This is a genomic window from Janthinobacterium sp. SUN033 (assembly GCF_030397595.1).
In the GTDB taxonomy this organism is placed as follows: domain Bacteria; phylum Pseudomonadota; class Gammaproteobacteria; order Burkholderiales; family Burkholderiaceae_D; genus Janthinobacterium; species Janthinobacterium kumbetense.
Genome location: NZ_JAPQNV010000002.1, coordinates 647,021 through 659,647 on the forward strand (window position 1 = coordinate 647,021; position 12,627 = coordinate 659,647).

Sequence of the window (12,627 nt, forward strand, 5' to 3'; positions counted from 1 at the left end):
CCGGAGGAAGAATTCCTGCAGTGCCATCCCTGGACCGTTCTCACCAGCATGGTGCACGCACTCAAAAAGGGCGTGACCTTGCTTAGTCATAACGACAACATATTCAAGCTTGAGGCAATCATAACGATCTTTTGCAAAAACTAAGCTTGGAATAAATCGATCATTTCCGAATTAAATTCGGTTTTGAGGTAACTATTTCACCGATACTCAATCGCCCTGCAGACTCAGGCGACGTCGCGCTTGAGGCCATCGAGGCCTTTCGGCATCGGGAAGGTGACGGCTTCCTGTACGCCGTCGAGCGGGCGCACGCTCTTCACGCCGCACTCCTTCAAGCGGTCGATCACGGCTTGCACCAGCACCTCGGGCGCCGAGGCGCCGGCCGTCACACCCACGCGCAGCTTGCCTTCCAGCCAGGCGGGGTCGATTTGCGAGGCATTGTCGACCATGTAGGCAGGCGTGCCCATCTTCTCGGCCACTTCGCGCAGGCGGTTCGAATTCGAGCTGTTCGGGCTGCCCACGACGATCACCACTTCCACTTGCGGGGCCATGAATTTCACGGCTTCCTGGCGGTTGGTGGTGGCGTAGCAGATGTCGCCTTTTTTCGGCTCGGCGATATTCGGATATTTCGCTTTCAAGGCCGCAATAATGTCGCTAGTGTCGTCAACTGACAACGTTGTTTGCGAAACATAGGCCAGGCTTTCCGGATTGGCAACTTGCAATTTCGCCACATCCTCAAGCGTTTCCACCAGATGCATGCCCATATCGGCCTGGCCCATCGTGCCTTCCACCTCGGGATGGCCATCGTGGCCGATCATGATGATCTCGCGGCCTTCGCGGCGCATCTTGCTCACTTCCATGTGCACCTTGGTGACCAGCGGGCAAGTGGCGTCAAAAATGCTCAGGCCGCGCGATTCCGCCTCGGCGCGCACGGCTTTCGACACGCCGTGCGCGGAAAACACGAGCGTATTGCCTGCAGGCACGTCATCGAGGTCGTCGATGAAGATGGCGCCCTTGTTGCGCAAGTCGGCCACCACATAGGCGTTGTGGACGATTTCATGGCGCACGTAGATCGGTGCGCCAAATTGCTGCAAGGCGCGCTCGACGATTTCGATCGCCCGATCGACGCCAGCGCAAAAGCCGCGGGGCTGGGCCAGTAACAGTTCCTTATCCATCGCTACTCCTTACAGGACCGAGATGAGCTTGACTTCAAAACGCAGCGGCTGGCCAGCCAGCGGATGGTTGAAGTCGAACAGGGCCGAGTCCTCGCGCATTTCGCGCAGCACGCCGGCAAAGCGGCCGCCGCCCGGCGCGGCGAAGTCGACCAGGTCGCCGATCTTGTAGTCGGCGCCCGGCACGGAGTTCTCGTCCAGCGTGGCGCGCGAGACGGACTGCACCAGCTCAGGATTGCGCTCGCCGAAGCCTTCGCCGGCCGCCAGCTCAAACGTCTGGTGCGTGCCTTCAGGCAAGCCCAGCAAGCGCTGCTCGAGGAACGGCGCCAGCTGGCCCTGTCCCAGCATCAAGGTCGCGGGATTGCCGCTGAAGGTCGTGACAATGTCAGTACCGTCAACAGTGGCAAGACGATAATGCAGGGTGAGGTAAGCCGCTTCGGTGACGACTGCTGGTTGCTCGTTGGACATAGTAGTTTTCAAGTAACTGGTGCAAAACGATATTGTAAGCCACCCTGAGCCAGCGCGCCCCATGCCATCTCGGCGCGGCCATGCTTTTGTCAAAAAACATGGCCGTGCAACACATCCGACGTCGATCCAGCGAATCAGACGTTGACGTACGTCAACCCGTCCGCCGTGCTGGCGTGATTGCCGAAGCCGGAGCTGTCTTCCAGGTTGCCGTCGAGCTTCCAGCGTCCCACGGGACGGTGCACGATGCCATACTGGCCATAGTCATACACTTCCTTCGGCGTCAGCACGCGGTCGTACAGGATGACGTCCGACAACTGCCAGGCTGGCGCGCCCTGCTCCTGCGCATCCACGGTGCGGCCGATCACCAGGGGCGCGCCGATGGCCTGCACGAATGGCGTCACCATCTTGCTGCCCTGCGACATCAGGAAATCGTCGACGTACAGGCTGATGGAACCATCATGCTTGACGGTACAGGTGCAGCGAAACCAGCGGTTGGCGCCATCCACGTTCACGCCGTGACCATTGTTATTGAAGCCCGCACCGGCACTGTTGCGCAGGAACAGGAACGTCTGGATATCCTGCGTCAGCAGCGTCCATCCTTTCAGGTTCGCCTGACGCGCGACAAAAGCCCCGCCCCGGCCCACCATGGTGGAAAATGCCTGCTGCCGGATGCAATACGACAGCGAGAAATCGGCGCTCTCGTAGCGCACGGATGACGGCACGGTGAGCAGGAGGCCAGGCTGGAATTGCAAGGTTTTCTTGACGCCGAAGCAAGGCGTGGGCGGCGCCTGACGGACGGCGTCGTCGCCGCGCAAGGCGTCCCAGACGGCCTTGCGTCCGTTGCTGTAGGCGGGTGTTTCCACCAGGTTCAGACCGTCGTCTTGCATGGGCTTGCCGCCGTTCCAGTCCCAATAGCATGCCAGTTGCACGCCCGTACGGCGTATGGCGCTCAGCAAGGCGTGCAAGTTGTCTTGCCGTTCGGTATCTTGCAACGCCTGCTCCTGCTTTTCCGACAGGCAAAAGCTGCCAAGGTAATACGGCTTGCCCAAGGCCTTGGCCGCGCGCTGCATCACTTGCAGGTAAGCGAGCGAAGACGAGACGAAGTCGGCCGGCAAATCCGCGCTGTTGTCCAGGGCGCTGCTCACATATTCATTACCCGGAAACAGGTTTTCACAAAGGCAGTCGACCGGGTCCGGATTCATCAATGGCAGGGTTTCCGTGACGTATTGCTGCAAAGAGCCTTGCCGGGGCCAAGTATGGGCAATGCCCGCGTTACCGGAAGAAATCATGCGCGCCAGGCCATCGTTGTCACGCAGCAATTGCGCCGTTTCCTGGATGATTTCCCGGCAAGCGCTCAAGCTCATATCCGTCACGCCCTTCAGTTCCTGCGCAGCCATCCAGGCGGCGATGCCGGGGTGGTTGCTGTAGTGCTGCGCAAAAGCCTGTGCAAAGGCACGCATGTAGCGGCGTGTTTTCGACTGCGGATTGGCCAGTGCGACGCGCGCGGCGGCGGCCTGCTCGTCTTTTGTGGCGCCCGCAGGGCCCGCCTCGCCCACCAATTGCGGCACGGCGTAGGGATTCCAGAATGGGCAGGCGATGATGCCGATGCCATTGGCCAGCGCGCAATCGAGCAGCGCCTGGATCGCGGCCCAGTATGAGGGCTTGATATTGAGTGCGGTCAGCGTGTTGTCGGTTGCGAAATCGGGCTTGCCAACGACCTCGCCCCAGTTCCAACCGCCATCCTTGCCGTTGAAAGGCGCCAGCATCACCTGGAGGTACTTGAAGCCGTTGGCCGCAAGATACGGCAAATCGGTGCTGTAATCAGGATTCTTCACGTCCGGCGTCAGCGGTGCGGTAACGCTCCAGTTGCGGTGTTCCAGATACGCGTGCGCATTGAGGCCGATGCCGCTGACCTTGCCCGTGTTGACGCCGGCGGCGTTGAACTCTTGCATGACTCCATTGATAACTTTGATGTACGGCATGACGACTCCTGTCAAACAAGTGGAAGACATTGAGTTCAGGGCCCTGACTCCCCGCCGCTGCAACTTGCATGAAGTGCAACGACAGGCAAATCATAGCGCCTGAAAATGGCTGGGCCGGGCATCTTGGTTTTTGTTTTTTTCATATGATTCGCCATGAAGACGAGCTAGCGCAGCATGGCCGCCCGGGGAAGGCGCGACAATCATCGGCAGGCGCCACGACGAGCCGGGCGCGAATGGGAGGCAAGATGGGCATCAAGGATTGGCCGGCCGGCGAACGGCCGCGCGAACGCCTGATCGAGGATGGCGCGCAATCGCTGTCGGACGCGGAATTGCTGGCCGTCTTCCTGCGCACGGGCGTGCGCGGCAAGAGCGCCGTGGAACTGGCGCGCGACACGGTCGAGCACTTCGGCTCCCTGCGGGGCCTGTTTGGCGCCAGCCTCGTGAGCTTTTCCGCCGTGCACGGCATGGGCAGCGCCAAATTTGCCCAGTTGCAAGCAGTGCTGGAACTGGCGCGGCGCGCCATCATCGAAGACTTACAGGCGGGCCAGACCCTCAATTCGCCGCACGCCGTGAAAGACTATTTGCGCCTGACCCTGGGCCACCTGGCGCATGAAGCATTCCACGTGTTGTTTTTGGACGTCAAGAACCGTCTGATCACGACCCAGGAAATGTTTCGCGGCACCCTCACCCACACGAGCGTGTATCCGCGCGAAGTCGTCAAGCAGGCACTGCTGCACAACGCGGCCAGCGTCATGCTGGCGCACAACCACCCGTCCGGCGCGCCCGAGCCCAGCGAATCGGATCTATTGCTGACGCGCGCGCTGGTGCAAGCGTTGTCGCTGGTGGACGTGCGCATCCTCGACCATTTCGTCGTGGCCGGACGGCACGTGCATTCGTTCGCGGAACACGGCCAGATCTAGGCCGGGGCCGGCCAGGCGACAGTTAACCATGTGTAAACAAGGACATACGTCACTGTAGCGAGACGCTTATCTAACAGTAAACAGCGCTGTTTACCAGTGCCTTCCCCTATGAAGAAGGGGAAAAGTCAGATTGTTAAATTATTTCAATACAACATGACACAATTGTTTTTCGCAAGTCATTGATAAATCGGCTTATTTTGGATATACTCTCGTTTTTCCAATTTGGAATATCTTTAAGGAGTGCGCCATGGCACGTGTTTGCCAAGTCACTGGGAAGAAGCCGATGGTCGGCAACAATGTTTCCCATGCAAACAACAAAACCAAACGTCGTTTTTTGCCTAACTTGCAGAATCGTCGTATTTTTGTTGAATCTGAAAACCGCTGGGTCTCCCTGCGTTTGTCCAACGCCGGTCTGCGCGTCATCGATAAAGTCGGCATCGACGCCGTATTGGTCGATATGCGCGCTCGTGGCGAAAAAGTCTAATTAGCAGAATAAGGGAGCTATCATGGCAAAATCAGGCCGCGACAAAATCAAGTTAGAATCGACCGCCGGTACGGGTCACTTCTACACGACCACCAAAAACAAGCGTACGACGCCTGCGAAAATGGAGATCATGAAATTCGATCCTAAAGCACGCAAGCACGTAACGTACAAAGAAACCAAAATCAAGTAATTGATATTGTGTTCTGTAAAAAGAGCCGCTCCGATGAGCGGTTTTTTTTCGCCCTGATTTTCATCTCGCCGTTCTCCCCTTGTACCGGGACGAAAAAAAGGCCCTGGAAACCAGGGCCTTGATATGACGCAACAGCTTACTCAGGCATAGCTGCGCAGGCGCAAGGAAAAGTCTTGCAGCGACTTGATGCCCGACGCTTCGGCGCGCGTGCACCAGTCTTGCAGCTTTTGCAGCAATTGCTCGCGCGTAAAGTGCGAGCGTTCCCAGATGGCGCCCAGCTCCACGCGCATGTGGTGCATGGTTTCCAGCGCCTTGCTGTGCTGGAACAATTCCGACAGCTGTTCGTGGTGCGCATCGGCCAGCTTGCCCGGCTCGCGCTGCATCAGCTTGCGCGACGATTTCAGGAAGCGCTTTTCCAGTTCCGCCTTGTGCTTCAGGTGTTCCAGCTCTTCCTTCCAGGCATGCTTGATCGATTTCGCATACTTGGCCATCACGTCGTAGCGGTTGGCGATGACCGATTGCAAGGTCTCGAAGTCCGCTTCCAGCTTGCCGTGCGAGAACTTCGGCTCTGGCGCCAGCTTTTTCACCTTGGCCAGGCCCAGCATTTCCAGCGCGCGGATGTACGCCCAGCCGATATCGATTTCATACCATTTCGACGACAGCTTGGCCGAAGTCGCATAGGTATGGTGATTGTTGTGCAACTCTTCGCCGCCGATCAGGATGCCGAACGGAATGATGTTGGTGGCCGCATCGGCGCAGTCGTAGTTGCGGTAGCCCCAGTAGTGGCCGATGCCGTTGATGATGCCGGCCGCCGTGATGGGGATCCACATCATTTGCACGGCCCACACGGAAATGCCGATCACGCCGAACAGGATGAAATTGATGACGAACAGCGACACCACGCCCAGCCAGCTGTACTTGGTATACAGGTTGCGCTCGATCCAGTCCGTCGGCGTGCCGTGGCCGTATTTGGCCATGGTTTCCATGTTCTTCGATTCAGCGCGGTACAGCTCGGCGCCTTCCCAGAAGACTTTCTTGATGCCGCGCGTCACGGGGCTGTGCGGATCTTCTTCCGTATCGCACTTGGCGTGGTGCTTGCGGTGGATGGCCGCCCATTCCTTGGTCACCTGGCCCGTCGTCAGCCACAGCCAGAAACGGAAGAAATGGCTGGGGATCGCATGCAATTCCAGCGCCCGGTGGGCCTGGTGGCGGTGCAGGTAAATCGTGACGCTGGCGATGGTGATATGCGTGACCACCATGGTGTACAGGAAAACTTGCCATGCGGACAGATCGGTAATGCCAGTTGCCATGAACTGCAAAACGTCGTGTAAAACGGAACTCAATGTCATTACTACTACTCCAAGTGGACAGGGCGTGCGCACGGTCGCTCCAGTGACTCTGGAGGTCCGGCAGAGTTAATTTTAGGCGTGATTGTACGCCCTAATGGGTGCGGTCAGGCAAAATCGGAGGCAGGCAGCGAGGTTAAGGCTGGGTGCCGGATGGGGCGGACTCACCCTCTGCCGCGCTGGCGAGCGGGGCAGGAGGCGTACCAACAATACGCAATTCGCGTTGCGGAAACGGTACAGTGACCTTATGTTCCTGCAAGGTGCGCCAGATGGCGCGGTTCACATTCGACTTCACGCCGCCGGTGCCATTTTCCGGGTCCGCGATCCAGAAGCCGATCTGCACATCAAGACCGTCGGCGCCGAAACGCACGAGGGTGGCCGATGGCGGATTGCTTTGCGACACACGCGGCACCTTGGCCGTCGCCGCTTCCAGCAAGGGGAAGATGACATCCAGATCCGTTTCATAGCCCACCGACACGGCCGTCGACAGCCAGACCATGCGGTTGCTCAGCGACATGTTCTGCACGCCGCCGGAAATCAGCATTTCATTCGGTACGATGGATTCAACGCCATCGCCACCCAATAACACAGTATAGCGCGTATTGATTTGCGTGACCTTGCCCGTGAATTGACCCACCGTAATCATGTCGCCGATGGTCAGGCTGCGGTCCAGCAGGATGATGAAACCGGACACGAAGTTCGCGGCGATCTTTTGCAAGCCAAAGCCCAGCGCCACGCCGAAGGCGCCGCCGAACACGGACAGCACCGTCAGGTCGATGCCCACCAGCGACAGGCTGACCAGCACGGAAACGAGGATCAGCACGGCGCGGCCCATGCGCGACAGCACCACGCGCAAGGAAGTGTGCAAGCCCTGCATTTTCATCAGGCGCTCGTCGAGCGAAGTACCGGCCCACATGGCCAGCACCAGCAGCACAGCCACGGAAATCGCGGCTTGCAAGATGGCAGCCACGGACACCTTGTTGCGCCCCAGCGGCACGACGATACCTTCCAGGAAGGTGTGCAATTCCGGCCACAGGCCCGTGATGTACAGGGCCATGCCGGCCCACACCACCACCGTGAAGATCTTTTCCAGCAGCAACATGGTGGGGCTGATGTCGCCGTGGCGGGCAAAAATGCGGCGCAGCACATAAAACCCGAAGCGCACCAGCGCCATCGAGGTGCACAGGGGAATGGCAATACTGAGCAGGTTCACGGACTGGAACTTGGCCAGGAAATGCTGCGCAATGCCCAGCAGCATGGCCGCCAGCACGGGCGTCAGGATACGGATGAAACTGTCCGTGCGCTGCAAGGTTTCCGGCGTAGCCGGCACCGTGGCCGCTTCCGCCCGCCGATGCAGGAACACGCGCAACTGCCGCACCAGCAGCCAGCTCAGCGCCAGGCAGGCGACGATGACCAGCGCCTGCCACAGGATGGCCGGTTGACGGAAATCGTCGACAAAGTCAGTGATCAGATTCAGCAGCGGGGTTTCATTCATGGCGGATGCGGTCCGGAAGGTGAGACGGGTGGGACGGAGGTGATACGGAGGGGCTAGGCCCATGCCGCCAGGCGGGCTGGCGGCATTGAAAGCCGCCGCTGCAAGGTGCAGCGGCGGCCCGTGACAGGCTTACTCGGCTTGTTCAGCGTCAGCGTCGTCGGCCGGTTTTTCATCGGCGTAGACTTTTTTCGGCATGACCTTGCGCTCGAACACGGCGGCGAAGAAGCCGTCGGTCTGGTGCAGGTGCGGCAACAATTTCAGGTAGTCGCCCATTTCCAGCTCGATCTTCTGTTCCGCCAGCACCTTGCTCATCGGCACCAGGGTGAAGTCCGGATGGGCGGCCAGGAATTGCTCGGCGATAAAGTCGTTTTCTTCGTTCAGGAAGCTGCAGGTGGCGTACACCAGGCGGCCGCCGCCCTTGACCAGGCGCGCCGCGCCGGCCAGGATGGCTGCCTGCTTGGCTTGCAATTCCACGATCGAGTTCGGCTGCTGGCGCCATTTCACGTCCGGATTGCGGCGCAGGGTGCCCAGGCCGCTGCATGGGGCGTCGACCAGCACGCGGTCGATCTTGCCGGCCAGGCGCTTGATCTTGGCATCGCGCTCATGCGCGATCTGCACCGGATGCACGTTCGACAGGCCGCTGCGGGCCATGCGCGGCTTCAGCTTGGCCAAACGCTTTTCCGACACGTCGAACGCGTACAAACGGCCCGTGTTACGCATCAGCGCGCCCAATGCGAGGGTCTTGCCGCCCGCGCCGGCACAGAAATCGACGACCATCTCGCCGCGCTTGGCGCCGACGATCTGCGACAGGATCTGGCTGCCTTCATCTTGCACTTCGATGGCGCCGCTCTGGAACAATGGCAGGTTTTGCAACGATGGCTTCTTGATCACGCGCAAGCCCAGCGGGGCATACGGCGTCGGCGTGCTGAGGATAGGCGCTTCGGCCAGGGCCAGCATCACGTCGTCGCGCGTGGCCTTGAGCGAGTTGACGCGCAAGTCCAGCGGCGCCGGCGCGTTCAGCGCATCGGCCAGCTTCATGGTTTCCGCTTCGCCGAACTGGGCGATCAGCTTGTCGAACAGCCAGGTCGGCATGTTGGCGCGCATGTTCGACGGCATCAGGCTGCGGTCGATCTGCGTGATGCGTTCCAGCCATTCCACTTCTTCTTCCGTCAGGCCGCCCAGGGAGTCGGCGCCGACGGCTTCGGCAAGGCCGAGGATGGTCAGGCGGCGCATGGTCGGGCCGCTGCCCGCTTCGGCGAAGTCCGTGAAGAACGATTTGTTGCGCAGGACGGCATAAATGCCTTCGGCGATGGCGCCGCGTTCGCGCGAACCGAGGCGCGGATGGTCGCGGAAATAGCGCGACAGGGTGGTGTCGGCCGGGGCCGTGAAACGTAAAATTTCGCGCAATACTTCTTCAGCATTGGCAAGTATCGCTGGTGGCAATCTCATTGTTATTCTTCCTGTAATATTTTATTGAGGGTCCACGCGGACCTGGCCATGCTCGACTGACAGTTTATCGTCAATGAACAGGCGGATGGCGCGCGGGTAAAGCAGATGTTCCTGTACCAGCACGCGCGCCGATAAGCTGTCTTCTGTGTCGCCTGGCAAGACTGGCACCACCGCGCTCGCCACGGCCGGGCCATGGTCAAGCTCGGCAGTCACGAAATGCACGGTCGCGCCGTGTTCCGTCACGCCCGCCTCGAGCGCCTGGCGGTGCGTCGCCATGCCCGGGAACAGTGGCAGCAGCGACGGGTGGATATTGAGCATGCGCCCCGCGTAATGTTCGACGAAGGGCGGCGTCAGGATGCGCATGAAACCGGCCAGCACGACCAGGTCGGGGGCGAAGCCGTCGATCACGGCTTGCAGCGCCGCATCGAACTGTTCGCGGCTGGCATAATCCTTGTTGGCAACGACTGCCGTCGCTATCCCATGTTCCGCGGCAAAAACCAGTCCCTGGGCATCGGCCCGGTTACTGATGACGGCGGCAATACGGGCTGGCCATTGCTCGGCTTGCGCCGCGCGGACGACCGCTTCCATGTTGCTGCCGCGTCCGGAAATGAGGATAACGATATTTTTCATAGCGCGCATTGTACCCGCTATGGCGATGCGAATCTAGAAAGGCCGGTATTATTGTTGCGGCGCAACATGAGCGCCGGCGCGCCGCAGCCGCCCGGCGATGCCGGTTTTCACCTGCGCCGAAGGCCCGCTTGACGGCGCTGCGGCAAGAGTAAGTATTTACTCGAACGAATAGAAGACGCGGAACGGGACTTTCTTCTCGGCCCAGTAGTCGGCCGCGTCGCGGAACACGTCGAGCAGGATCTCGCGCGCTTCCTTGTCGAATTTTTGCGTATTTGGCAATTGCTCGAGCACCACCAGGAAGCCCGTTTGCGTGCCCGCCTTGGACATGGTATCCGTCAGGCACAGGCGCAGGGCGTCGAAATTCTTCGCCAGGTTCTTCGGAAACAGGAATGCTTCTGCAATAATGCCGATGACTTGTTGTTTGGTCTGTCCAGCGTTGCAATGCGCATATAAAAAGTGCTGCCCGAGACGGATCGCCTCGTCTTGTAATTCGGTCACGCGAAAGGCACGGATGGACTGGACAAGGTTGGGCGGCACGGTTAGTAACAAACTCATTTTTCCCTCAAATCGACCTGTTATGTATGGATATCTTCTAGCTGCTCTTCTTATTGCATCCCCGCACGCGGGTCAATGCGCACGCGGTGATTCGATCTGTATCAACTTTTATGCGATTCAGTGCGATTTTATATAAGCCATACGCGTATTAGGGTAACGTGTTGTCCTGCATGAATCAACCCGAATATGATGTCAAACGCAAGATTTGTTACAAACCGCTGGTTTCAAGTCACTTCAACATCTTGTATCGATTGAAAGTGCATGTTACAGACTGTGGGGCAAGGGGCTTGGGCTGTTACATTTTGTTGCCACGCGAAACACTCGTCGCCGCCCGGCGGGATTACTATAGCCCCAAGTTGTAAAAAATACCCTGAAAGATTCTCTAGATAACGAGGTTACAAATGAACTTGCAAGCCAAATTGATGATGTCAGCCCTTTGTATCGGTGCATTGCCACTCGCCCAGGCCGCCGACTTTGAAGATTTCGGCAAGGTCGTGCGCGTCGTGCCGCAAGTGGAACAGATCAATCGTCCACGCCAGGAATGCCGTACGGAATACGTGCAAGTCCAGGCACCGCCGCAACAGCGCAGCGCTGGCGGCTCCATCGTCGGCGGTATCGCCGGCGCCCTGCTCGGCAGCCAGGTCGGCGGCGGCAATGGCCGCACGGCCGCGGCAGCCGCTGGCGCGATTGCCGGTGCCGTCGTCGGCGACCGTGTCGACAACCAGAACAATTACCAGGGCGGCATGCAGGAACAAGCCGTCAAGCAATGCCGTCAGGTCGACCACTGGGAATCGCGCAACAATGGCTACCAGGTCACCTACGACTACCGCGGCCGCAACTACACGAGCATCATGTCCTACGATCCGGGCGAACGCATCCGTCTGCGCGTCTCCATCGAGCCTGCTCAACAGTAACGCCTGACATAAGCTGCTGCGCGTCGGCATAGGTGGCCTGCGATGCTCACCGTACTGGAGTACGGTTGCGCTTCTCGGCCACCTCTGCCTTCCGCTCGCGACGCTTCTGTCAAGCGTTGTTACTCAGTACTAAAATGCCGGCCCCATGTCTTTCTCATGGGGCTGGCATTTTTTATGGCGCCCCGGCACGGGCTATAATGCGGCACACTTTCAGGCCGCCTTATGCTTATCAAACGAAAATCCATCGAACAAGTCGAATCCTCGCGCCCTGCGCGCAAGCCCCGCTACGCCCCTGTCACCCTGTCGGAAATGGATGGCGTGCGCTATCTGCATTTCGGCACGGAATGGGTGCAGGGCGCCATGCGCATCCGCAAGCCGGACTGGCCGGAACTCGAATACGCGCAGCAGATGATGGCGTGGATGCTGTGGATCGAGCAGCCGCAGCGCCTCGCCCAGCTGGGTCTGGGCACGGCCGCGCTGACCAAGTTCTGCTACCGCCAGTTCCCGCAGGCGCAGGTCGAAGCCATCGAACTGAACCCGTCCGTCATCACCATCTGCGCCTCGATGTTCAAGCTGCCGCCCAACGACGAGCGCCTGCACGTGCGCGAGATGGATGCGCTCGACTACGTCAACGATGAGGCCCACCACGGCACCCTGGACGCCCTGCAAGTGGACTTGTACGACGCCACGGCGCGCGGTCCCGTGCTCGACAGCGCCGAGTTCTATTCCGCCTGCTGCGCCTGCCTGGCGCCGCACGGCATCATGACGGTCAACCTGTTTGGCGACCACCCCAGCTATGCAAAGAACATCAAGGCGATGAAGTTTGCGTTCGAACAGGTGATCTGCCTGCCGGAAGTCCATGATGGGAACGTGGTGGCCATCGCTTTCAAGACGAAAGTGGCACTCGATGCCGAAGCGCAAGCCGCCCTGCTCGAGCGCGCCAAGCAGATCGTCGCCGAGACCAAGCTGCCCGCCAAGTCCTGGGTCAAGGGCATCGTCAGCACCCTGTAACCGCCGGCAAGTCC

At 59.6% G+C, this 12,627-nt stretch carries 13 protein-coding genes; 5 read left to right on the forward strand and 8 right to left on the reverse strand.

Annotation, left to right across the window (positions count from 1 at the left end; translation table 11 throughout):
- Positions 1 to 224 precede the first annotated feature (224 nt).
- The 3 genes from ispH to OX460_RS11550 form a co-directional block, all read right to left on the reverse strand.
- Positions 225 to 1,172: a 4-hydroxy-3-methylbut-2-enyl diphosphate reductase gene (ispH, locus tag OX460_RS11540; RefSeq protein ID WP_099666793.1), complete on the reverse strand. Its 948-nt coding sequence runs from the start codon at positions 1,170 to 1,172 to the stop codon at positions 225 to 227.
- Positions 1,173 to 1,181: 9 nt separating this feature from the next.
- Complete coding sequence (locus tag OX460_RS11545) at positions 1,182 to 1,637, reverse strand: FKBP-type peptidyl-prolyl cis-trans isomerase (RefSeq protein WP_070224501.1); 456 nt, start codon at positions 1,635 to 1,637, stop codon at positions 1,182 to 1,184.
- Positions 1,638 to 1,771: 134 nt separating this feature from the next.
- Entirely contained in the window at positions 1,772 to 3,619 is a 1,848-nt protein-coding gene (locus tag OX460_RS11550) for a LamG-like jellyroll fold domain-containing protein (protein WP_289898692.1), read from the reverse strand.
- A 245-nt stretch (positions 3,620 to 3,864) separates the two neighbouring features.
- Here OX460_RS11550 and radC point away from each other — a divergent pair, with 245 nt between their 5' ends.
- From radC to rpmG, 3 genes are all read left to right on the forward strand, one after another.
- Positions 3,865 to 4,539 carry a DNA repair protein RadC gene (gene radC / locus OX460_RS11555; protein WP_099666791.1) on the forward strand — a complete coding sequence of 225 codons (675 nt, stop codon included), beginning with the start codon at positions 3,865 to 3,867 and terminating at the stop codon, positions 4,537 to 4,539.
- 247 nt (positions 4,540 to 4,786) lie between these two features.
- Positions 4,787 to 5,023 carry a 50S ribosomal protein L28 gene (rpmB, locus tag OX460_RS11560; RefSeq protein WP_010400928.1) on the forward strand — a complete coding sequence of 79 codons (237 nt, stop codon included), beginning with the start codon at positions 4,787 to 4,789 and terminating at the stop codon, positions 5,021 to 5,023.
- Positions 5,024 to 5,045: 22 nt separating this feature from the next.
- Positions 5,046 to 5,213 (forward strand): 50S ribosomal protein L33, encoded by a 168-nt coding sequence (rpmG, locus tag OX460_RS11565; protein ID WP_010400929.1) that lies wholly within the window; start codon positions 5,046 to 5,048, stop codon positions 5,211 to 5,213.
- 140 nt (positions 5,214 to 5,353) lie between these two features.
- On the opposite strand, the gene OX460_RS11570 is transcribed toward rpmG, so the two are convergent.
- From OX460_RS11570 to OX460_RS11590, 5 genes are all read right to left on the reverse strand, one after another.
- A complete protein-coding gene (locus OX460_RS11570; protein WP_034785142.1) occupies positions 5,354 to 6,562 on the reverse strand; it encodes a fatty acid desaturase in 1,209 nt (402 codons plus the stop codon).
- A 133-nt stretch (positions 6,563 to 6,695) separates the two neighbouring features.
- The gene (locus tag OX460_RS11575; RefSeq protein WP_289898693.1) at positions 6,696 to 8,054 is read right to left on the reverse strand and encodes a mechanosensitive ion channel domain-containing protein; all 1,359 of its coding nucleotides are present in this window, start codon (positions 8,052 to 8,054) and stop codon (positions 6,696 to 6,698) included.
- Between the two features lie 129 nt (positions 8,055 to 8,183).
- Positions 8,184 to 9,503: an RsmB/NOP family class I SAM-dependent RNA methyltransferase gene (locus OX460_RS11580; protein ID WP_099666789.1), complete on the reverse strand. Its 1,320-nt coding sequence runs from the start codon at positions 9,501 to 9,503 to the stop codon at positions 8,184 to 8,186.
- 21 nt (positions 9,504 to 9,524) lie between these two features.
- Complete coding sequence (purN, locus tag OX460_RS11585) at positions 9,525 to 10,133, reverse strand: phosphoribosylglycinamide formyltransferase (protein WP_099666788.1); 609 nt, start codon at positions 10,131 to 10,133, stop codon at positions 9,525 to 9,527.
- Between the two features lie 156 nt (positions 10,134 to 10,289).
- Positions 10,290 to 10,688, reverse strand: a complete 399-nt coding sequence (locus OX460_RS11590) for a barstar family protein (RefSeq protein WP_034785135.1) — start codon at positions 10,686 to 10,688, stop codon at positions 10,290 to 10,292.
- Positions 10,689 to 11,089: 401 nt separating this feature from the next.
- On the opposite strand from OX460_RS11590, the gene OX460_RS11595 reads away from it, so the two are divergent.
- Together OX460_RS11595 and OX460_RS11600 are read left to right on the forward strand one after the other, a co-directional pair.
- The gene (locus tag OX460_RS11595) at positions 11,090 to 11,602 is read left to right on the forward strand and encodes a glycine zipper 2TM domain-containing protein (protein ID WP_034785134.1); all 513 of its coding nucleotides are present in this window, start codon (positions 11,090 to 11,092) and stop codon (positions 11,600 to 11,602) included.
- Positions 11,603 to 11,824: 222 nt separating this feature from the next.
- On the forward strand, positions 11,825 to 12,613 hold the full coding sequence (locus OX460_RS11600; protein ID WP_289898694.1) for a spermidine synthase: 789 nt from the start codon (positions 11,825 to 11,827) through the stop codon (positions 12,611 to 12,613).
- Positions 12,614 to 12,627 lie beyond the last annotated feature (14 nt).

What these genes read in the sequence shown, in the direction of transcription:
- ispH (WP_099666793.1), bottom strand. Translation starts at nt 1,172, where the DNA reads ATGGATAAGGAACTGTTACTGGCCCAGCCCCGCGGCTTTTGCGCTGGC.
- OX460_RS11545 (WP_070224501.1), bottom strand. Translation starts at nt 1,637, where the DNA reads ATGTCCAACGAGCAACCAGCAGTCGTCACCGAAGCGGCTTACCTCACC.
- OX460_RS11550 (WP_289898692.1), bottom strand. Translation starts at nt 3,619, where the DNA reads ATGCCGTACATCAAAGTTATCAATGGAGTCATGCAAGAGTTCAACGCC.
- radC (WP_099666791.1), top strand. Translation starts at nt 3,865, where the DNA reads ATGGGCATCAAGGATTGGCCGGCCGGCGAACGGCCGCGCGAACGCCTG.
- rpmB (WP_010400928.1), top strand. Translation starts at nt 4,787, where the DNA reads ATGGCACGTGTTTGCCAAGTCACTGGGAAGAAGCCGATGGTCGGCAAC.
- rpmG (WP_010400929.1), top strand. Translation starts at nt 5,046, where the DNA reads ATGGCAAAATCAGGCCGCGACAAAATCAAGTTAGAATCGACCGCCGGT.
- OX460_RS11570 (WP_034785142.1), bottom strand. Translation starts at nt 6,562, where the DNA reads ATGACATTGAGTTCCGTTTTACACGACGTTTTGCAGTTCATGGCAACT.
- OX460_RS11575 (WP_289898693.1), bottom strand. Translation starts at nt 8,054, where the DNA reads ATGAATGAAACCCCGCTGCTGAATCTGATCACTGACTTTGTCGACGAT.
- OX460_RS11580 (WP_099666789.1), bottom strand. Translation starts at nt 9,503, where the DNA reads ATGAGATTGCCACCAGCGATACTTGCCAATGCTGAAGAAGTATTGCGC.
- purN (WP_099666788.1), bottom strand. Translation starts at nt 10,133, where the DNA reads ATGAAAAATATCGTTATCCTCATTTCCGGACGCGGCAGCAACATGGAA.
- OX460_RS11590 (WP_034785135.1), bottom strand. Translation starts at nt 10,688, where the DNA reads ATGAGTTTGTTACTAACCGTGCCGCCCAACCTTGTCCAGTCCATCCGT.
- OX460_RS11595 (WP_034785134.1), top strand. Translation starts at nt 11,090, where the DNA reads ATGAACTTGCAAGCCAAATTGATGATGTCAGCCCTTTGTATCGGTGCA.
- OX460_RS11600 (WP_289898694.1), top strand. Translation starts at nt 11,825, where the DNA reads ATGCTTATCAAACGAAAATCCATCGAACAAGTCGAATCCTCGCGCCCT.